The 19,119-nt window shown below is 66.0% G+C and carries 22 protein-coding genes and 1 tRNA gene; 11 read left to right on the forward strand and 12 right to left on the reverse strand.

The genetic code is table 11. The features are described from left to right. Positions 1-6: 6 nt before the first annotated feature. Genes AC1RPL_RS09395 through AC1RPL_RS09405 form a run of 3 tightly spaced genes read left to right on the forward strand, consistent with a single transcriptional unit; the run spans position 7 to position 3,019 of the window. Positions 7-1,131: an 8-amino-7-oxononanoate synthase gene (locus tag AC1RPL_RS09395; protein WP_493068977.1), complete on the forward strand. Its 1,125-nt coding sequence runs from the start codon at positions 7-9 to the stop codon at positions 1,129-1,131. Further along, positions 1,122-1,748, forward strand: a complete 627-nt coding sequence (bioD, locus tag AC1RPL_RS09400) for a dethiobiotin synthase (RefSeq protein ID WP_493068978.1) — start codon at positions 1,122-1,124, stop codon at positions 1,746-1,748. Before AC1RPL_RS09395 ends, bioD begins: the two co-directional genes overlap by 10 nt. Next, positions 1,745-3,019 carry an adenosylmethionine--8-amino-7-oxononanoate transaminase gene (locus AC1RPL_RS09405; protein WP_493068979.1) on the forward strand — a complete coding sequence of 425 codons (1,275 nt, stop codon included), beginning with the start codon at positions 1,745-1,747 and terminating at the stop codon, positions 3,017-3,019. Before bioD ends, AC1RPL_RS09405 begins: the two co-directional genes overlap by 4 nt. Positions 3,020-3,027: 8 nt before the next feature. Here the strand turns inward: AC1RPL_RS09405 and AC1RPL_RS09410 are convergent. Beyond that, positions 3,028-3,102: transfer RNA gene (locus AC1RPL_RS09410), tRNA-Thr, on the reverse strand. Positions 3,103-3,206: 104 nt separating this feature from the next. Between AC1RPL_RS09410 and AC1RPL_RS09415 the strand changes: the two genes are divergently transcribed. Beyond that, positions 3,207-3,350: a hypothetical protein gene (locus AC1RPL_RS09415; RefSeq protein ID WP_493068980.1), complete on the forward strand. Its 144-nt coding sequence runs from the start codon at positions 3,207-3,209 to the stop codon at positions 3,348-3,350. On the opposite strand, the gene AC1RPL_RS09420 is transcribed toward AC1RPL_RS09415, so the two are convergent. After that, positions 3,317-3,451 (reverse strand): hypothetical protein, encoded by a 135-nt coding sequence (locus AC1RPL_RS09420; RefSeq protein WP_493068981.1) that lies wholly within the window; start codon positions 3,449-3,451, stop codon positions 3,317-3,319. The two genes, AC1RPL_RS09415 and AC1RPL_RS09420, sit on opposite strands and share 34 nt — an antisense overlap. Next, positions 3,433-5,229 carry an aminopeptidase P family protein gene (locus tag AC1RPL_RS09425; RefSeq protein ID WP_493068982.1) on the reverse strand — a complete coding sequence of 599 codons (1,797 nt, stop codon included), beginning with the start codon at positions 5,227-5,229 and terminating at the stop codon, positions 3,433-3,435. The genes AC1RPL_RS09420 and AC1RPL_RS09425 overlap by 19 nt, the downstream gene beginning before the upstream one ends. 148 nt (positions 5,230-5,377) lie before the next feature. Here AC1RPL_RS09425 and AC1RPL_RS09430 point away from each other — a divergent pair, with 148 nt between their 5' ends. Continuing rightward, positions 5,378-6,442, forward strand: coding sequence for a DSD1 family PLP-dependent enzyme (locus AC1RPL_RS09430; protein WP_493068983.1), 1,065 nt, complete (start codon positions 5,378-5,380; stop codon positions 6,440-6,442). 10 nt (positions 6,443-6,452) lie between these two features. Here the strand turns inward: AC1RPL_RS09430 and AC1RPL_RS09435 are convergent, their stop codons facing one another. Continuing rightward, the gene (locus tag AC1RPL_RS09435; RefSeq protein ID WP_493068984.1) at positions 6,453-6,770 is read right to left on the reverse strand and encodes a hypothetical protein; all 318 of its coding nucleotides are present in this window, start codon (positions 6,768-6,770) and stop codon (positions 6,453-6,455) included. Between the two features lie 135 nt (positions 6,771-6,905). Between AC1RPL_RS09435 and AC1RPL_RS09440 the strand changes: the two genes are divergently transcribed. Next, positions 6,906-7,649, forward strand: a complete 744-nt coding sequence (locus tag AC1RPL_RS09440) for an energy transducer TonB (RefSeq protein ID WP_493068985.1) — start codon at positions 6,906-6,908, stop codon at positions 7,647-7,649. A 128-nt stretch (positions 7,650-7,777) separates the two neighbouring features. Here the strand turns inward: AC1RPL_RS09440 and AC1RPL_RS09445 are convergent, their stop codons facing one another. Further along, entirely contained in the window at positions 7,778-8,680 is a 903-nt protein-coding gene (locus AC1RPL_RS09445; protein WP_493068986.1) for a LysR family transcriptional regulator, read from the reverse strand. A gap of 97 nt (positions 8,681-8,777) precedes the next feature. Between AC1RPL_RS09445 and AC1RPL_RS09450 the strand changes: the two genes are divergently transcribed. Genes AC1RPL_RS09450 through AC1RPL_RS09460 form a run of 3 tightly spaced genes read left to right on the forward strand, consistent with a single transcriptional unit; the run spans position 8,778 to position 12,475 of the window. After that, entirely contained in the window at positions 8,778-9,941 is a 1,164-nt protein-coding gene (locus AC1RPL_RS09450; protein ID WP_493068987.1) for an MFS transporter, read from the forward strand. 21 nt (positions 9,942-9,962) lie between these two features. Continuing rightward, on the forward strand, positions 9,963-12,038 hold the full coding sequence (locus AC1RPL_RS09455) for a S9 family peptidase (RefSeq protein WP_493068988.1): 2,076 nt from the start codon (positions 9,963-9,965) through the stop codon (positions 12,036-12,038). Continuing rightward, positions 12,035-12,475: a DUF2059 domain-containing protein gene (locus AC1RPL_RS09460; RefSeq protein ID WP_493068989.1), complete on the forward strand. Its 441-nt coding sequence runs from the start codon at positions 12,035-12,037 to the stop codon at positions 12,473-12,475. The genes AC1RPL_RS09455 and AC1RPL_RS09460 overlap by 4 nt, the downstream gene beginning before the upstream one ends. A 78-nt stretch (positions 12,476-12,553) precedes the next feature. Here the strand turns inward: AC1RPL_RS09460 and AC1RPL_RS09465 are convergent, their stop codons facing one another. Next, positions 12,554-12,742, reverse strand: coding sequence for a hypothetical protein (locus AC1RPL_RS09465; protein ID WP_493068990.1), 189 nt, complete (start codon positions 12,740-12,742; stop codon positions 12,554-12,556). Positions 12,743-12,871: 129 nt separating this feature from the next. Between AC1RPL_RS09465 and AC1RPL_RS09470 the strand changes: the two genes are divergently transcribed. Continuing rightward, positions 12,872-13,366 (forward strand): c-type cytochrome, encoded by a 495-nt coding sequence (locus AC1RPL_RS09470; protein ID WP_493068991.1) that lies wholly within the window; start codon positions 12,872-12,874, stop codon positions 13,364-13,366. Here AC1RPL_RS09470 and AC1RPL_RS09475 read toward each other — a convergent pair. Continuing rightward, positions 13,363-13,761, reverse strand: coding sequence for a globin domain-containing protein (locus AC1RPL_RS09475; RefSeq protein ID WP_493068992.1), 399 nt, complete (start codon positions 13,759-13,761; stop codon positions 13,363-13,365). The genes AC1RPL_RS09470 and AC1RPL_RS09475 overlap by 4 nt on opposite strands. A gap of 189 nt (positions 13,762-13,950) precedes the next feature. Between AC1RPL_RS09475 and AC1RPL_RS09480 the strand changes: the two genes are divergently transcribed. Beyond that, on the forward strand, positions 13,951-14,898 hold the full coding sequence (locus tag AC1RPL_RS09480; RefSeq protein WP_493068993.1) for a lipase family protein: 948 nt from the start codon (positions 13,951-13,953) through the stop codon (positions 14,896-14,898). A gap of 574 nt (positions 14,899-15,472) precedes the next feature. On the opposite strand, the gene AC1RPL_RS09485 is transcribed toward AC1RPL_RS09480, so the two are convergent. From AC1RPL_RS09485 to AC1RPL_RS09505, 5 genes are all read right to left on the reverse strand, one after another. Next, complete coding sequence (locus AC1RPL_RS09485) at positions 15,473-15,616, reverse strand: hypothetical protein (protein ID WP_493068994.1); 144 nt, start codon at positions 15,614-15,616, stop codon at positions 15,473-15,475. 248 nt (positions 15,617-15,864) lie between these two features. Next, a complete protein-coding gene (locus AC1RPL_RS09490; RefSeq protein WP_493068995.1) occupies positions 15,865-16,479 on the reverse strand; it encodes an outer membrane protein in 615 nt (204 codons plus the stop codon). A 164-nt stretch (positions 16,480-16,643) separates the two neighbouring features. Continuing rightward, positions 16,644-17,204, reverse strand: coding sequence for a hypothetical protein (locus AC1RPL_RS09495; protein ID WP_493068996.1), 561 nt, complete (start codon positions 17,202-17,204; stop codon positions 16,644-16,646). A 190-nt stretch (positions 17,205-17,394) separates the two neighbouring features. Next, a complete protein-coding gene (locus AC1RPL_RS09500; RefSeq protein WP_493068997.1) occupies positions 17,395-17,946 on the reverse strand; it encodes a hypothetical protein in 552 nt (183 codons plus the stop codon). Between the two features lie 114 nt (positions 17,947-18,060). Continuing rightward, positions 18,061-19,119, reverse strand: a complete 1,059-nt coding sequence (locus AC1RPL_RS09505) for a ribonucleotide-diphosphate reductase subunit beta (protein WP_493068998.1) — start codon at positions 19,117-19,119, stop codon at positions 18,061-18,063.

The following is a 19,119-nucleotide window of genomic DNA, read 5'->3' on the forward strand; positions in this document are numbered from 1 at the left end:
GGCGGAATGGCCTATTTCGAAGCCCAGCACCGCGACCTTGCAGCCCTTGCCCAACAAAGCCGCGCCCGCCGGCTGAACGCCCGGGCAGGGAGGGATTTCTCCTCGAACGACTATCTCGCGCTTGCTGGCGACTCGGCGCTGGCGGCTGCGGCGCGCGACGCGATCGAAGCGGGCGTGCCGATCGGATCGGGCGGGTCCCGGCTGCTGCGCGGCAATCACGAGGCCCATGAGCGGCTGGAGGCGGATGCCGCGCGCTTCTTCGGGGCGGAGAGCGCGCTCTATTTCTCCACCGGCTATGCGGCCAATGCGGCGCTGCTCGCCACGCTGCCCCAGCGCGGCGACCTGATCGTCTACGACGCGCTGATCCACGCCAGCGCCCATGAAGGCATGCGGCTGGGCCGGGCGGAGACGCGGGCGGCCGCGCATAACGATGTCGATGCGTTCGAGGACGTGATCGCGGGGTGGCGGCGCGAAGGCGGCACCGGGTGCGTATGGATCGCAGTGGAGAGCCTCTATTCGATGGACGGCGACCGGGCGCCCCTGGAGGCGCTCGCGGCGCTGGCCGACCGGCACGAGGCGATCCTGCTGGTAGACGAGGCGCATGCCACCGGCGTGTTCGGGGAGCAGGGGCGCGGGCTGGCGGCGGGACTGGCCGGGCGCGAGAACCTGATCACGCTGCACACCTGCGGCAAGGCACTGGGCTGCGAAGGGGCGCTGCTGTGCGGGCCGCAGGTGGTGCGCGATTTCCTGGTCAATCGCGGGCGCGCCTTCATCTTCTCGACCGCGCCGTCGCCGCTGATGGCAGTGGCGGTGGGCGCCGCGCTCAGGCTGATCGCCGAGCCGGGGCGGCGGGAACGGCTGCACGCGCTGATCGCGCGGGCGGAGGCATTGCTGGCGCCGGTCGGGGTCCAAGCGACGGGCTCGCAGATCCTGCCGCTGGTGCTGGGCGACGATGCGCGGACGATGGCGGCGGCGGCAGGGTTGCAGGAACTGGGCTTCGACGTGCGCGGCATCCGCCCGCCGACGGTGCCGGCGGGGACATCGCGGCTGCGCATCTCGCTGACCCTCAACGTGCGCGAGGATGACGTCGCGGCGCTGGCCGATGCGCTGGGGACGCTCGCATGCGGATAGTCGTCACCGGCACCGATACCGATATCGGCAAGACCGTGTTCGCGGCCGGACTCGCCGGGGCGCTCGGCGCCAGCTACTGGAAGCCGATCCAGAGCGGGCTGGACGGCGGCAGCGATGCGGAGCGCGTCGCGGCGCTGGCGGGCGTACCGGTGCTGTCCGAGGCCTATCGGCTCACCACGCCCTGCTCGCCGCACCTCGCAGCCGAGATCGACGGCGTGACGATCGATCCGGACCGGCTGATGCTGCCGCCGATCGACCCGCTGGTAGTCGATCCGCTGGTGATCGAGGGCGCGGGCGGCGTGCTGGTGCCAGTGACCCGTGCGCTGCTCTACGCCGATCTGTTCGCGCGCTGGGGCTTTCCGACAATATTGGTCGCGCGCACCAGCCTGGGTACGATCAACCACAGCCTGCTTTCGATCGAAGCGCTCCGCGCGCGGGACGTGCCGATCCTCGGCGTGGCGTTCGTCGGCGAAGCGAACGAGGACAGCGAGGCGACCATCGCCGCGATCGGCCGGGTGCGCCGGCTGGGCCGCCTGCCGATTCTGCCCAGGCTCGACCGCGACACCCTTTCCACCGCCTTCGCCCAGGCGTTCGACCTCAGGGACTTCGCGGCATGACCTCGCCCGTCTGGCACCCCTTCACCCAGCACGGCCTGGGCGAGCCGATCCCCGAGGTCGTACGCACCGAAGGCGCGGCGCTGCACACGCGGGATGGCGGGCGCTATGTCGATGCGATCTCGTCCTGGTGGGTGACGACGCATTGCCATTGCCACCCGCGGATCATGGCCGCGATCGCCGAGCAGGCGGGCCGCATGGACCAGATCATCTTCGCCGGCTGGACCCACGAGCCCGCCGAGACGCTCGCCCGCGAACTCGTCCGGATCACGCCCGAGCCGCTTAGCCACGTCTTCTTCTCCGACAGCGGCTCGACCAGCGTCGAAGTGGCGCTCAAGATGGCGCTAGGCTTCTGGGACAATCGCGGCGAACCCAGAAACCGTATCGTGGTGCTCGAGCATGGCTATCATGGCGACACGATCGGCGGCATGTCGGTCGGCGCGCGCGGGGTGTTCAACCGGCCCTACCAGCCCTTGCTGTTCGACGTCGCGACCATCCCCTTCCCCGAGCCCGGCCACACCCAGGCGACGCTCGATGCGCTCGAGGCGCAATGCCGCGACAAGCCCGCCGCGCTGCTGGTCGAGCCGTTGGTGCTGGGCGCGGGCGGCATGAAATTCTACTCGGCCAGCCTGCTCGCCGAGATGCGCAAGATCTGCACGGCGCATGATGTCCTGTTCATCGCCGACGAAGTGATGACCGGCTGGGGGCGCACCGGCACGCTGCTCGCCTGCGAGCGGGCGAACGTAGTGCCGGATATCCTTTGTCTTTCGAAGGGACTGACCGGGGGCGCCATCCCGCTGGCGGTGACAATGGCGACCGCGCCGATCTACGAGGCGCACCTGTCCGACGACCGTGCGCGGATGTTCTTCCATTCGTCGAGCTACACCGCCAACCCGATCGCCTGCGCCGCCGCCAATGCGAACCTGGCGATATGGCGCGAGGAGCCGGTGCTCGACCGCATCGGCGATCTTGGCGACCGCCAGCAGGACCGGCTCGACCGGCTCGCCGCCCATCCCCTGATCCGCAACCCGCGCCGGCTGGGCACGATCGTCGCGGCCGAGATCGGGTCGAGCGAATCGGCCTATCTCAATTCGGTGGGTCCGCGGCTGAAGGCGTTCGCGCTGGAGCGCGGCGTGCTGCTCCGCCCGCTGGGCAACACGATCTATGTGATGCCGCCCTATTGCATCGAGGATGGTGACCTCGACGCCGTCTACGCCGCGGTGACGGAGTTTCTGGAGCGGGAGCCCCGTATGGGGGATTTATTCGCGTTCTGAAGGGCGAATGGTGCTGCCGGTGAGGATTGAACTCACGACCTCAGCCTTACCAAGGATGCGCTCTACCACTGAGCTACGGCAGCACTCGCTCGACCAACCGGCGGTGCCGGGTCCCAAGCGGGAGCGCGCCTATGTGCTTGGGCAGGACCGATTGTCAACCCGCGTGGGGACGGTTTATCGCAGGAAGATGAGCGATACGGAAAAGAAAGCCCGGCTGGCCGAGGCGCTGCGGGCCAATCTGAGAAAACGGAAAGCCCAGGCGCGCGAACAGGCCGCGCCCGGCAATCCCGGCGATTCTCAGAGCGACCCGAACCAGAGCGAGACGCCCTGAGCCGCGTCATAGGCGTTGCGCGCGATCTCATGCGGCCCCTGGAGGTACATCGCCATCGTGACCGCGCCGGCCAGGAACCACATCACCCGATAGGTGCGCATTTCGCTTCTAACCATTTCAACTCGTCCCCGCCCAGCTGCGGTCCCAAAATCCGCATAACTTCAGCATGATAGGAATTAATCCAGGCGAGTTCCTGCACGGTTAGCAAAGATGGTAAAATTAGCGTTCGCTCGATCGGTGCGAAGGTGAGCGTCTCGAAGCCGAGCATTTGTTGTTCCGCACCCGAAACCAACTGCTTGGTGACCAGCACCAAATTCTCGATCCGGATGCCGAATTCCTGCGCCTTATAGTAACCGGGCTCGTTCGACAGGAACATGCCCTCGCGCAGCGGCTCGAGGCTCTGGCCGCCGGGATAATAGGGTTGGGCGATGCGCTGCGGGCCCTCGTGCACCGAGAGGTACGAGCCGACGCCGTGGCCGGTGCCATGGCCGTAATCGAGGCCGACTTCCCACAAGGGGCGACGCGCGAAGCTGTCGAGCTGGGCGCCGGTGGTCCCGTCGGGGAAGATCGCGGTGGCGATGGCGATGTGACCTTTCAGGACGCGGGTGAAGCGGTCCTTCATTTCCTCGCTCGCCTCGCCCACCGGCATGACGCGCGTCACGTCGGTGGTTCCGTCGGCGTACTGCCCGCCCGAATCGACGAGGTAGAGCTGGCCGAGCTCGATCTTCAGGCTCGATTCGTCGGTGACCTTGTAGTGCGGGATCGCGCCGTTGGGGCCGGTCGCCGAAATGGTGTCGAAGCTCAGGTCCTTGAGCACGCCGGTCTGGTCGCGGAATTCGCGCAGCTTGTCGGCGGCGGACATTTCGGTGAGGCCGCCCTGGGGCGCGGTTTCCTCGAACCACTTCAGGAAGCGGCTGAGCGCGGCGCCGTCGCGGGCCTGCGCGGCCTTCTGCCCGGCGATCTCGGCGGGGTTCTTCACGGCCTTGGCGAGGATCACCGGATCGCGCAGCGAGAGCACCTTGGCGCCGCCGGCATCGAGCGCATCGAAGATCGCCGAGACCGCGCTGCCCGGATCGGCGGCAACGCGCTTGCCGGCAAAGCCCCGGAGCGCAGGGGCGAATTCGCTGCGATCGTGGATACGGATCGCGTTGCCGAGGTGCTTGCGGACTTCGTCGGTCACCTTTTCGTCGGCGACGAAGAAATCTGCGGTGCCGTCGGCATTGACCACGGCATAAGCGAGCGCGACCGGCGTGTGGCTGACATCGGTGCCGCGGATGTTGAACGCCCAGGCGATCGAATCGAGTGCGGAGAGGACGACGGCATCTGCCTTGCGCTCGGCCAGCCAGTCGGCGATCTCGGCGCGCTTGGCGGGCGAGGACTTGCCGGCAAGGTCGTCGCTCTGGACGGCGAGCGTGGCGTCGCTGGGGGCGGGCTTGTCGGGCCACACCGCGTCGATCGGGTTGGTATTGACCGCGACCAGCTCGGCGCCCTTCTCGGCGAGCGCCTTGCGCGCTTCCTCGACCCAGGCGCGGGTGTGCAGCCAGGGATCATAGCCGATGCGGCCACCATCCGGGGCGTGATCGCCCAGCCAGCCCGCGACGCTGGTCGCGGGGACGCCGACATATTCCCAATCGTCGCCCGAGACCTGCTGGCGGACCTGGATCGTGTAGCGCCCATCGGTGAAGATCGCCGCTTCCTGGGGCAGCACGACCGCGGTGCCGGCCGAACCCTGGAAGCCGGTCAGCCAGGCAAGGCGCTGCGCATAGGCGCCGACATATTCGGACATGTGCTCATCGGTGAGCGGCACGACGAACCCGTCGAGACGGTCGCGCTTCAGCTGCTCGCGAAGGGCCTGGAGGCGGTCGGCATAGCTGGACATCGGAACTATCCTTCAAACTTTACATTTCGCGCCAAACTTCACGTTCATTCCCCATGTGGGGAATAAAAATGGCGTGTGAAGTTGGCGACTCCGCATGCCGTGGTGTTGGCCTATGAAATCCTACATTGGAAGCGCTATGGCCGGTCGCATGCTGCAACCGCCCCTGCCCCGCACCGACCTGGCCACCCCCGCCCTGCTGCTCGATGTGGCGGCGATGGACCGCAATATCGCGGCGATGGCCGAATTCGCCCGGTCGCGGGGCCTGGCGCTGCGGCCGCATGCCAAGACGCACAAGAGCGGCGAGATCGCCCGGCGGCAGATCGCGGCGGGTGCGGCGGGCATCTGCTGCGCCAAGCTGGGCGAGGCCGAGGCGCTTGCGGCAGACGGGGTGGGCGACATCCACCTGACCTCGCCGGTGGTGACGGCGGGGGCGATCCGGCGGCTGACCGCGCTGGCGGGCAAGATCCGGCTCTCGCTGGTCGCCGACCATCCGGATGTGGTGCGAGCGCTGGCGGGATGCGGCGCGACGGTGTTCGTCGACGTCGATCCGGGCAAGCACCGCACCGGGGTCACCTCGCCCGAGGCGGCGGTGGCGCTGGCACAGGCGATCGTCGGTGCCGGGCTGACGCTGGGCGGGGTGCAATATTATTGCGGATCCGAGCAGCACATCACGGCTTATGCCGACCGGCATGCGGCGATCGTCGAGAAGACCGACTATCTGCGCACCGTGCTGGCCGCGCTGGCGGATGCGGGGTTCGCCATTCCCGTGGTGACCGGGGCGGGTACCGGCACCTTCGCGATCGATGCCGAGCTGGGCGTGCTGACCGAGCTGCAGGTCGGCAGCTATATCTTCCTCGACCGCGAATATCGCGATTGCGAACTGGCCGGGCCGGTATTCGAGCAGGCGCTCTGGGTGGATTCCACCGTGGTCAGCGCGAACACGCCCGGCATGGTGACGATCGATGCGGGATTGAAGTCGTTCGCCACCGATGCCGGGGTGCCCATGGTCGCGTCAGGCACCGCGCGCTTCGCCTTCATGGGCGACGAGCAGGGTGCGCTGATCGGCGAGGAACTGCCAGGCCTGGCGGAACGCGTTACGCTCGTTCCGCCGCACTGCGACCCGACGGTCAACTTGTACGATCGCTATCATCTGGTCGACGGCGCGACGATCACCGGCGCGTGGCCGGTGACCGCCCGCGGTCGTTCCACCTAGCTAGCGGGGCTTAGCGGCGGACGTAATAGCAGCGATGCTTGGCGCTGATCGTGCGGTCGATCGCACGGCCGCCAAAGGCGCCGCCGACACCGCCGACCGCTGCACCGAGCAGGCCGTGGCCGATGATCGCGGGACCGGCGAGCACACCGACCGCCGCACCACCGATCAGGCCGGCATGGCCGGGCGAACGGCGGCATTTCTTGTAATAGGCGCGCGACTTGCTCGACTTGCCCTTGTAATGGGACTGGGCCGAAGCGGGGGCCATCGGAATAGCCGCGACGGGCATGGCCAGCGCAAAGGCGCTGAGCGTGGCAATCATCTTACGCATGACACTCCTCCTGCGTTGATCAGGACATGATGGGACAACCTGCACGGGCGCCCGGGGTTGCATGAACTGAAAACAACGACGCGTTCATCGGCTCGTTCCCGGGATCGTTCGGGCCGGACCAGGCATTGAAAGGGCATGGATCGACGCGCCGGCATCTCTACTCCGCGCGAGCGGCTGGGCGGCGCGCTCGGTGCGCTGGCGATGGTCGCGCTGCTCGGCTGGCTGCTGCTGAGCGGGCTGACGGTTCGGATGGGCGGCGCGCAGGTGCCGGCGCTGCAGCTGCTGCGCTTCACCTTGCCCCCACCACCGCCGCCCGAGCCCGAAATCGCGCCCAAGCCGAAGCCCCAGGCACCCAAGGAGGAGGGCAAGGCCTCGCCGCCCAACAAGGTTTCGCGCGCCACCGAGGTCGTGGCGCCGTTGCCGGCGCCCACCCCGCCTCCAATGCCCGCTGCGCCCAAGCCGGCGCAGGGGAGCGACAACAGCTCGGGCAATGCACCGATAGCGGGGCCGGGAACGGGCTCCGGCGGAACCGGCGACGGTACCGGTAGCGGCGGGCGCGGCAATGGCGCGGGAGGCGGCGGAGGCACGATCCTGCGGCTGCTGCGCGGCGACATAACCGATCGCGACTATCCCAAGGCGGCGGCGGAGGCGGGCGCGCAAGGGACGGTGGAGATGCGCTTCACCGTCGGCGTGGACGGGCGGGTGAGCGACTGCCGGGTGACGCGGTCGAGCGGCAACGCCGACCTGGACGAGACGACCTGCCGGCTGATCCTCAAGCGCTTCCGCTACGAACCGAGCCGGGACGCAAGCGGCAAGCCCTATGCCGATGTGGTGCGGGGCGAGCAGGTATGGGAGCTGTACGACCGGCCGGATCGGTGAAGGTGGATGATCGACAGGCCGTCACCCCTGAACCTTCATCGTCACCCGGCGAAAGCCGGGGCCCAGGGTTTCTCAGCCGTTCCGCTTGTGACCCTGTATCCCGGCTTTCGCCGGGATGACGGAATGAGTCAGGGGCGCACCAGTTTCTCCACCAGGAAATCGACGAACACGCGCACCCGCGCCGGGCGGGTGGCACCGCCGACATAGAGCGCATGGATATCCTCGCGGTCGCCGGGGTTGAACGGCTCGAGCAGTGCCAACAGGCGCCCGGCGGCGATATGATCGGCGGCGTTGAAGCTGCCGACCCGGGCAATACCCACGCCGTCGAGTGCGAGCTGGACCAAGGTCTCGCCATTGTTCGCTTCGACATTGCCGCCCACCGGCAGGGCATAGTCGCGGCCGTCCCGGCGGAAGGGCCAGACCGGCTCGGCGCGGCGGAAGTTGAAGTTGAGGCAATTGTGAGCGTGCAGGTCCTCGGGCAGTTGCGGCGTGCCGTGCCGGGCGAGATAGCCGGGCGCGGCGACGATATTGCGCCCGGTCTCGCCGATCTTGCGCGCGGTGAGCAAGCTGTCCGCCAACGGGCCGAAACGGATCGCGACATCGGCGCGGCCGCCGGCGACGTCCTCGAGCATGTCGCTCAGGCTGATATCGACCAGGATGCCGGGATAGCGCGCGACGAACTCGCCGAGCAGGGGCACGATCGCGATCCGGCCATGGGCGAGCGATGCGCTGACCCGCAGCCGGCCGCGCGGCGCGGCCTGGTCGGCGAGCGCGCCTTCGACTTCGGCGATGTCGGCCAGGATGCGCTGCGCGGCGTGGAGATAGGCATCGCCCTCGGGCGTCAGCACCAGCCGGCGGGTGGTGCGAGTGATCAGGCGGACGCCGAGGCGCGCTTCGATCCGGGCGAGCGCGCGGCTCACGGCCGAGGGGGTGAGATCGAGCCGGCGCGCGGCGGCGGACAGGCTGCCCTCGCGCACCGCCGTCACGAAGACCTCCATCTCGCCCGAACGATCCGCAAGGGTACGACTCATTCGTGATTCCAGTGCACAGATGCTTCCCCTATTGGGTATCTACCGGAAGGCGGTTCGGCAGTCCATTTACACTGCTGCACAAATCCGGAGCCAATGCATGAGTCCCCGCCCCGCCCTTCTCGCGCTCGCCATCGGTGCTTTCGGCATCGGCGTCACCGAATTCACGCCGATGGGGTTGCTGCCCGTGATCGCCGGCGACCTTGGCGTGTCGATCCCCACCGCGGGCCTGCTGGTCAGCGCCTATGCGATCGGCGTGCTGATCGGCGCGCCGCTGATGACACTGACCACCGGCCGGGTGCCGCGCCGCACCCTGCTCATCGCGCTCGCCGGCATCTTCACCATCGGCAATCTGCTGGCGGCGGTATCGGACAGCTATGCGATGCTGATGGCGGCGCGGATCGTCACGTCGTTCAACCATGGCGCGTTCTTCGGCGTGGGATCGGTGGTAGCTGCCGGGCTGGTCGCACCCGAGCGCCGCGCCGGGGCGATCGCCACCATGTTCATGGGCCTGACGATCGCGACGATCGGCGGCGTGCCGCTCGCCACCTGGGCGGGTGAGGCGTTTGGCTGGCGCACGGTGTTCGCCGGGATCGCCGCGATCGGCGTGGTGACGATGGTCGCGCTACGGCTGTTCGTGCCGGCACTTCCCGGCCAGAAGGACACCGACATGATGGCCGAGTTGCGCGTGCTCGGCCGCGGACCCGTGCTGTTCGCGCTCGCGCTGACCATGGTCGGGTTCAGCGCGATGTTCACCGTGTTCACCTATATCGCGCCGATCCTGCGCGAGGCCTCGCACGCCTCGACCTTCTGGGTGACCGCAGCGCTGGTGCTGTTCGGCGTCGGCCTGACCGCGGGCAACTGGCTGGGCGGGCGCTATGCCGACAAGTCGGTGGAGGCCGCGCTGATCACGATGATGGCGGCGCTGGCGGTGCTGCTGGTGGCATTCGCCTTCGGCATGTTCTCGCTGCCGCTGGCGATGATCCTGCTGCCGCTCTGGGGCGCTGCGAGCTTCGCGCTGGTGCCGCCGCTGCAGATGCGGGTGATGGACGCCGCGCACGAGGCGCCCAACCTCGCCTCGGCGATGAACATCGGCGCGTTCAACCTGGGCAATGCGATCGGCGCGGCGCTGGGCGGCGAAGTGATCCGCGAGGGGCTCGGCTATCCGGCGGTGTCGCTTGCCGGCGCTGCGATGGCGCTGGCGGGGCTGGCGATGGTGCTTGTGCCGAAGCTGGCGCGGCGGCGGGCAGTGGCGGTGGGCTGAGTGGCGCGCTAGGGAAGGCCGATGACCGATCTTCCCAAGCCGCCCGTCGCCGCCACCCGCCCCCATAGCTTCACCGCCCACGGTGTCACGATCGAGGACCCCTGGGCCTGGCTCAAGGACCCCGCCTATCCCACCGTCACCGACAAGGACGTGCTCGCCTATCTCGAGGAAGAGAATGGCTATTTCGCCCAGGTGATGGAGCCCTTGAAGCCGCTCTCCGAGGCGCTGTTCAAGGAGATGCGCGGGCGGATCAAGGAAGACGAATCCTCGGTGCCGCAAAAGGACGGCGACTGGTTCTACTGGACCGACTACGAAACCGGCGGCGAATATCCGCGCTGGTGGCGCAAGCCGGTTGGCGCCAAGGACGATGGCAGTGAGGACGTGCTGATCCTCGATGAACCCGCACTGGCGGCGGGCAAGGAATATTTCCGGCTCGGCGCCTTCTCGATCAGCCCCGACGGGCGGCTGCTCGCCTATGCCGTGGACGACAATGGGTCGGAGCGGTTCGAGGTCCGAGTGAAGGACCTGGAGAGCGGCGAGCTGCTGGCCGACGTGATCCCGGGCATGCTCTCCGAGATCGTGTGGACTTCGGACTCGAAGGGCTTCCTCTACGGCTTGGCCAACGAGAATTGGCGGACCGACAATGCCCGCTGGCACAAGCTCGGCGAGCCGATCGAGAAGGACGTCGAGCTCTTCAAGGAAGCCGACGAAGGCTACCGCGTCGGCGTGGGCGAGACCCAGTCGCGCAACTACCTGCTGCTGTCGACCGGCGATCATGTGACGAGCGAAGTCTATCTGCTCGACCCCGCCGACCCGTCCAGGCCGATGGTCTGCGTGTCGCCGCGGAAAGAGGGCCGCGAATATGACGTCGACGAGCATGACGGCACGCTGTTCATCCACACCAACGATATCGACCCGCAATTCCGGCTGGTCACCGCCAGGGTCGACAACCCCGGCGAATGGGTCGAGCGGATTGGGCCGTCGGCGCATTTCTACATGACCGGCGTGACTTGCTTCGCCGACTATTTCATCGTCGAGGGTCGCGAGGACGGGCTCGATGCGATCGAGCTGCATCGCTATGATCCCGCTGTCGCACCGACACGGCTCGCCTTCCCCGAGGCGAGCTATGTCGCCGGCCTGGGCGACAATCCCGAATACGCCATGGACAAGCTGCGCATCGGCTATGAGTCGATGGTCACGCCGGGAACGGTCTATGACTATACCGTCGCGACCGGCGAACTCGAGACGCTGAAGGTACAGGAGATCCCGTCGGGCTATGACGGCTCCAAGTATCGCACTGAGCGGCTGAAGATCGCCGGCCGCGACGGGACCGAGGTGCCGGTGTCGGTGGTCTATCCGAAGGACTTCCCCAGGGACGGTAGCGGCAAGCTCTATCTCTATGCCTATGGCGCCTATGGCTATGCGATCCCGCCCGGCTTCTCGACCAGCCGCATCTCGTTCCTCGACCGCGGCGTGGCCTTTGCCATCGCCCATATCCGCGGCGGCGACGATCTGGGCCAGCAATGGTATCTCGACGGCAAGCTCGAGAAGCGCACCAACACGTTCAACGACTTTGTCGATGTGGCGAAGGGCCTGATCGACAAGGGCTTCACCCATGCGGGCGGCATCGCCATTGCCGGGCGCTCGGCGGGCGGCGAGCTTATGGGGGCGGTGGTGAACTCCGATCCCGAGCTGTGGGCCGCGGTGGTCGCCGATGTGCCGTTCGTCGATGTGCTCAACACGATGCTCGACGAGAGCCTTCCGCTCACTCCCGGCGAATGGCCCGAATGGGGCAATCCGGTGGAGGATCCCGCCGCGTTCGAACTGATCCGTTCCTATTCGCCCTACGACAATGTCACTGCCCAGGCCTATCCGCCCTTGTTCATCTCGGGCGGCCTCAACGATCCGCGAGTGACCTATTGGGAGCCCGCCAAGTGGGCGGCGAAGCTCAGGGCGACCAAGACCGACGGCAATGTCCTGGTGCTCAAGACCAACATGGGCGCCGGCCATGGCGGCAAGTCGGGCCGGTGGGAGAGCCTGAAGGAAGCCGCGGACGAGATGGCGTTCGTGCTGTGGCAGCTGGGAGCGACGGCATGAGCCTGATCCTCGCGCTTGCCCTGTTCGCCGCGCCCGATCCCACGCCGGAGGCGCTGGCGCTCGGCCGCACGCTGGCCGAGACCGGGTCGATCGCCGCGCTGCTCCCGGCGATCCTCGGCAAGGAGCGCGAGGAACTGGCCGGCGAGCATCCCGACTGGAGCGACGCCGACAAGGCCGCGTTGCGTACCACCGCCGACAGGGTAGCCAAGGCCGGGACCGAGCGACTGACGGCCGCGATCGGCCGCGCCTATGCCGAGCGGCTGTCGCTCGACGATCTCAAGGCGCTGGTCGCCTTCAACCAGAGCCCGGCCGCGCGGCGCTGGCGGGCGGCGACGCCCGAGGTGATGGGCGCGGCGCTCGCCGGGGCGCAGTTCGACTTCAAGGCCGATGTGCGCAAGGCGTTCTGCGCGCAGACCGGCAAGGGCTGCGAGAAATAGCATCCAAGGGAGGGATCGAGCGGTGCATTGTCTGCCACGCCGACCCTCCCCGCGAAGGGAGACGAGAGCGCCCCTCCCCTAGCCCAGATCCCGCGCCACCAGCCGCGTCTCGCGGTGGCATTGGTGGCAGAAGGCGAAATCGAACGTTTCGCTGAGCACCCAGGCCTGGGCGCTGACGTCCCATTCGGCCCAGGCGTCGCGCGTGACGGCGATGCCGCCGCACCGTTCGCATGCATGTTCGACCCGAGGAGCTTCGCCTTCTGCCACGCCGCGCAGGATAGGCGATCCTTCCTCCGTTTTGGCGGCGACCATATCCGAAATGGACACGATTCGCCGGCCATTGCCGCCGCCCGCCGCCGCGCCTAGCCTGCTCGCCTCCGACCAAGGGAGAAGGCCATGCGCACCCATATCCTCGCACTCGGCGCCGCTGCGGCGCTGTTCACCACTGCCGCCGCCACTGCGCGGGACAGCCATGCCGTCGCTATCGCTCCCGCCGACCCGGCCGCCCCAGATTCCGCCGACATCATCGCCGGGCGCAAGGCGGCGTTCCTGCTGTCGGGCGCGCTGTCCGGCCAGATCAAGGCCGGCATCGACCGGGGCGACGATCCCAAGACCCTGGGCTTCGCCGCCCGCGCCCTCTCCCGCTGGGCCACCGCGATCCCGGGCATGTTCCCCGCCGGCAGCACCGCGGCCAATTCCGATGCGCTCCCCACGATCTGGAGCGACCGCGCCGGCTTCGAGGCCAGGGCCGCCGACTATGCCGCCGCCACCGCCAAGCTCGCCGACCTCGCCAAGGCCGGCGACAAACCCGGCTTCGCGGCGCAGTTCGCGGTGGTCGGCGGGACCTGCAAGGCGTGCCACGACACGTACCGCAAGCCCCAGGCCCACTAGCTCGCCCCCTGCTCCGCCGCCGCCATGGCATAGGCCATGCGGGTGAGCGCCGCGTCGATCTGTCGCCCGATATCCGGATCGAGCGCAGGATCGGCGGCGAGCGCCATCCGCATCGCGCCTGACCATTGGCCGGCCAGATCGGGCGTGAAGCCGCGTATCCGGTGCATCCGCATGATGCAGGTGCCCGGACGCGCGGCGAACCAGTCGCGCGGCCCGCCCAGCCAGGCGGTGAGGAAGCCCGCCAGCGACTCGGCGATCGGCGCCAGATCGGAACCGTGCACTGCCCGTAGCCGAGCGAATTCGGGTTCGCTGTCGAGCAGCGCATAGAAGCGCTCGGCCAGCGCCCGTACCGGGGCCGCGCCGCCGATCTGCTCGTAAGGCGTGGCTTCGCTCATGCTGGCGCGCTGCCCTGCCGCTGCCGCCCCTGCCTTGACCGCCGTCAATCGCGCGGCGTCCCAATCCGGTTCAGCTCCCCTAAAGCGCCGCTTCGCGATTCTACGGAGCGGTGTTAACCATAATTGCCTGTGCACTGCGCTTGCCTGCAAAAGGCGCATGTTCGGGGAGTATTGCCGATGCACGATTGCATGAAACGCCGCCTGCTCTACGCATCGAGCCAGGCCTATCAGCCCGCCATGTTGATCCAGGGCCGGGGTGTCGGCTGGATCGAAGCGCCGTTCGTCGTGCGCCGCGAGACCGCGCTCGGCCAGCGACAGATCGACCAGGCGCTGGTCGGCCGCACTGCCGAAGGCGTGGTCGTGGCGTTCCGGGGCTCGCTCCCTCCCTTTTTCGGCGGCAATCATGACGGCTGGGACGTCGTGCTCGACTGGCTGAACGACGCCTTCTCGCTGTGCATCGAGGATTCGCATTATGGCGGCGGCGTGCATTTCGGCTTTGCCGAATCGATGCGCCGGCTGTGGAGCGACGCGGGCTCGGGCCCCGGCGTGCGCACCGCGATCCAGGCGATGCTCGACCAGAGCCTGCTCGACCGCAAGGCGCGGCGCCACCTCTTCGTGACCGGCCACTCCAAGGGCGGCGCGCTCGCCAACCTGGCCGCGATGCGCGCGGCGCGAGTCGGCGAATGGAGCGACGTGCCGGTGAGCGTGGCGACGATCGCCGCGGCCCGCGCGGGCAATGCCGACTTCGCCGCCAGCTATGACGAGACCCGCATCGCGTGCCTGCGCTACGAAATGCCGGGCGACGTGGTGCCGCATTTGCCGCTGAGCCCCAACACGCCGGGCTGGGCGCGCAAGATCGCCAAGGGCGTGTTCCCCAAGCTGGCGCTTGCCGATTACCGGCCGGTTGGCCTGCTCGTGACGCCGCCCGCGGCGCCAAAGGCCGGCCATCGGGCCTGGGCCGGCTCGCGCCGCCCGGTACGCCGGCTACTCGACCGGCGCGGATCGGGGCTTGAGGCGCTGACCCCGGCGATCCTGACCGCGCACGCGATCTGCCCGGGCAGCGGCTATGACAGGCTGATCTGCGAGGGCGAAGCGCTGTGCGATCATGGCGAGGGTGGCGCGCGCAAGCGGGCCTGAGGTTCGCGGCGCAATGCGACGCTGAAGAAGCTGGTTTCACGCGGAGGCGCGGAGATTTGGGCTTCGCCGCGCGGAGCTCGCTTCCACCCTTTGGACTGGCATTGCCGCTGACGCGGCAGACAACCAGCGCCACGCATCCAATCTCTCCGCGCCTCCGCGTGAAAAAACTCCTTACTTCTTCACGCCGCCCGCGGACCAGATCCGCGCGGAAAGTCACAAAAGTCACGACACCTACGCGCGTGCGCGAGGCACCCTCCTCGTCGAGCGGATCGGGTAGATCGGCCGCGGCTGTGCGGTGTAGTCGCGTGCGGTCAGCGGATCGGCGATCTCGTCATTGTCGTCCGCCCATTTGTGGAAACGCCCCCAGGCGCCGCGCGTCGCCGAGGTGGAGACGAGGTCCGGGCCGGCACCATTCGGCGCGCAGATGCTGGAGCGGGAACTCGGACTGATGGTCCATGGCTTCGACTCCTTCAGTTCATGAGGAGCCGAAGCAGGAAATCATATCGGTTCGTGCAGGAAAGCGTGATCTTACCGACAGCGCACGGGCGACGCCTGCGCGCCGCCCGCACCCGTGTCAGCCCAGCGGCATGTCGACGCAGATCAGCTTGTCGAAGATGTAGAAGCAGCCCGGCGGCAGCGGATCGTCGAACGCCATCGCAACCGAAGGTGCGACGGCAGACAGCGCGAAGAACAGGGCGACTGCAATCTTCTTCTTCATGGTTTCCTCCCGATTGCTGGAAGGTCTCAGGCTATCTCAGGTCGAGGGATCCACAAGTTGGCGTGACCGCTTTATTGGCACCGAAACGGCGGACAATCCTGGATTCGTCATGCTGAACTTGTTTCAGCATCCAACGTGCCTCGGACGATATCGCCGGTGGAAAGTTGGACCCTGAAACGAGTTCAGGGTGACGAGACGCAAAAACGGCGGCGCGATCCCGAGGACCGCGCCGCCGCCCCTGAGTAACCTTAGAAGTGCGCGATCACGCCGGCCATCGGGCGGATGCTCTTGGCGCTGTTGAAGGTGTTGATCTCCATGCGCAGGCGCACGCCGCTGTTGCCGGTGATGCCGCCTAGGCCGATGTCCTTCGGGCCGACCTCGACGCCGGCACCATAGGTCATTGCGTGATAGTCGCGGCTGTTATTGCCGAGCGCGTCGAAATTGACCCACTGATAGCCGACCTTGCCATAGATCATGCCGCTCTCGCCGGCGCGGAGGCCGAAGCGCCCGGCGGCGCCGTACTCCCAGTCGATATCGCCCTTGAAGCCCTTCACGACATTGCCTTCGGCGCCGACGAAGACGGGGCCGAGCGGTACGTTGAAGCCGGCGACGGCCGAGACCAGCCCGCCATCGAAGGCGCGGCCATTGCCCGAGGGCGGGATGCCGGCATTGGGCTGCTCGTCGAAGCGCTCATAGCCGCCCAGGATGCCGACATAGGGCTCGAAGCCGAACGCCTTGCTGCCGTCGGGCGCGGTTTCGGTGACGGTGGTGGTGGTGCTGGACGTGTCGGCGTCCTGCGCATGGGCGGCGGAGACGGCGAAAGGCGCCACGGCGATCGCCGCAGCTGCAAGAAGGATACGCATGTAGGGAAATTACCTCGTGACTAACTCAGGACCCGCCCCGCCATGGCCCGGATACGCTGGGCGCTGGCGGCGGGGCTGTGGGGTCAATGCACGAGGGGTCCGCTTGGTTGCATTGCAGCATGGATGGGGGCGGGGTATTGCCATGAAGCAACATCGAGTATCGACTATTTAAAGTTAAGTATAACGTTGTTGATTAGATCAACAATAACGTCATCTGCCTGAGCTTGCGTTATCCTTATTGAAGAAGGGTGAGCAGCAGCATTTCTACGCCTGAGTTTTTCTCTAAGCATTGTTTCAATATTTTTATTAATGAGCTTCGCTGTAGATAAAATATCTATTGCTTGAGATTCTTTTATTTCGTCAAAATCATCAGCGACCTGAAACGAAAAATTCGATTTCGCAAATCGCGTTTGAGAAGCCGCATTTATGGCAGCAATACGATTAGGTTCAGAAAATACCCACTGCCTCAGGTGATCGTATGCCAGATTCCAAGCCATAACGATAGCAGCACGAAACGCAGATGCCCTATAACATCTTATCGTCTCATCAAGAAAAACCTTCTCTTCTTGATTTCCAACCTTATCAACTAATTCGGCTAAGAGCTTAGTTACGATAACGGTACCAGGAGAATTCCCAATAAGGTCATCTAGGCTCTTTCGTACTTTGCCCTCTAAGTAGAACCCTCGCCTATCGCGTAGTAATATTGGCGGCTTACGCTCGGCCATGCGCGGCAAATAGACGCTGGTTTGCGGAGGAGATAGATGTAGATCCTTATAGAAGCGATTTATCGCATGTGTATCCACGCGCTCGCGACCAACGTATCGGTGATAGTACCAAGAGATTCTAGCGAGCTGGTCTATAGTTGACAAACCCGAAAACCGACTTTGGCTTTCGTAGAACTCCTCTTCGGTCACATCACCCCCGCTTCTTTTTCTCGATCTTCCCCGCGCCTATCAAAGTCAGGGAGAAGCCGTCCTTTGCTCCACCCTTCATGGACTGTTCATCCCTTAGGTTTCGAAGGGGCTTAGAAAAATCAGTCGAAGACGTGCTCCAACTCAAACTACGAAAACAAGTATATACATGATCGACCGTTATCGACGGGGTATTTCTTGTATCACGGAACCAGAGAGCGATAACGAGATATCTATCTACATCCGTTTTCAGGTCAAACCCTGCAACGAAATCCGAAAGACTGGGAGGAGAACTAAGGTCTATATCGTCCAGAACCGTGGGCGTTTTGGCAACTCTGGGTTTAGAAGGGCGAGCAGGTTTCGGCTTTTGAAGCTCTTCAGGCTCCTCGAAACCATCCTCCATTTCATCAATATCTAGATCTACACCATCATCCGCTAAAGTACGCGAAGATGGGGCTTGAATGAGGCGCGTAACCTGCTGCGCGGGCTTCAAAGCATTCTGGATCGCCTGAGTGACTTGCGAAAGGTCACCTTCGCTCAGATCCGCTTCAAGCATTATGAAGCGTATCTTGGAGCTGCCAGACTTCGGAGTTGAATTCCTCGCCACCGCCCCGACTCCGCTTTCGTTCCTTAAAGGTTCCCACTAACCAGAATCGGGACGGTTGCGCAACTACTCCGCCGCAATCCCCGCCTTCGAGAACATGTCCGGCCCGCCCTCGCTTGCGCCGTCCTCGTTGGCCACCGGGACCTTCGCCTTCTGGCGCTTGTCGAACGAATCCCACACTTCGTTCCAGGCGCCGCGGGTCGCGGCCTTGGAATATTCCGTCGCGCGGGTCTCGAAGAAGTTGGCGTGCTCGACGCCGTTGAGCAGTGGGGCGAGCCAGGGGAGCGGGTGCTCCTCGATCATGTAGATCGGCTTGAAGCCGAGCTGGCCCAGGCGCCAGTCCGCGATGTAGCGGACGTACTTCTTGATCTCCTTGGGCGTCATCCCGTTGACCGGGCCCATCTCGAACACCAGGTCGATGAACGCGTCCTCGATGCGCACCGTCTTCTGGCACATGTCGAGGATGTCATCGCGGACCGACGGGGTGAGGCAGTTGCGCTCCTGGCAGAAGGCGTGGAACATCTTGATGATGCCCTCGCAGTGCAGGCTCTCGTCGCGCACCGACCAGCTGACGATCTGGCCCATGCCCTTCATCTTGTTGAAGCGCGGGAAGTTCATCAGCATCGCGAAGCTGGCGAAGAGCTGCAGCCCCTCGGTGAAGCCGCCGAACATGGCGAGCGTCTTGGCGATGTCCTCATCGGTGTCGACGCCGAAGGTGGCCAGGTAGTCGTGCTTGTCCTTCATCTCCTTGTACTGGAGGAAGGCAGCATATTCGGTCTCGGGCATGCCGATCGTGTCGAGCAGGTGCGAATAGGCGGCGATGTGCACCGTCTCCATGTTGGAGAAGGCGGTCAGCATCATCTTGATCTCTGTGGGCTTGAACACCCGGCCGTATTTCTCGTGGTAGCAATCCTGCACCTCGACATCGGCCTGGGTGAAGAAGCGGAAGATCTGGGTGAGCAGGTTGCGCTCGTGATCGGTGAGCTTCTGGGCCCAGTCGCGGCAATCCTCGCCAAGCGGCACTTCCTCCGGCAGCCAGTGGATCTGCTGCTGGCGCTTCCAGAACTCGAACGCCCAGGGATATTCGAAGGGCTTGTAGGTCTTGCGGGCTTCGAGAAGCGGCAT

This window comes from Sphingomonas sp. GW821-FHT12D09 (genome assembly GCF_058807215.1).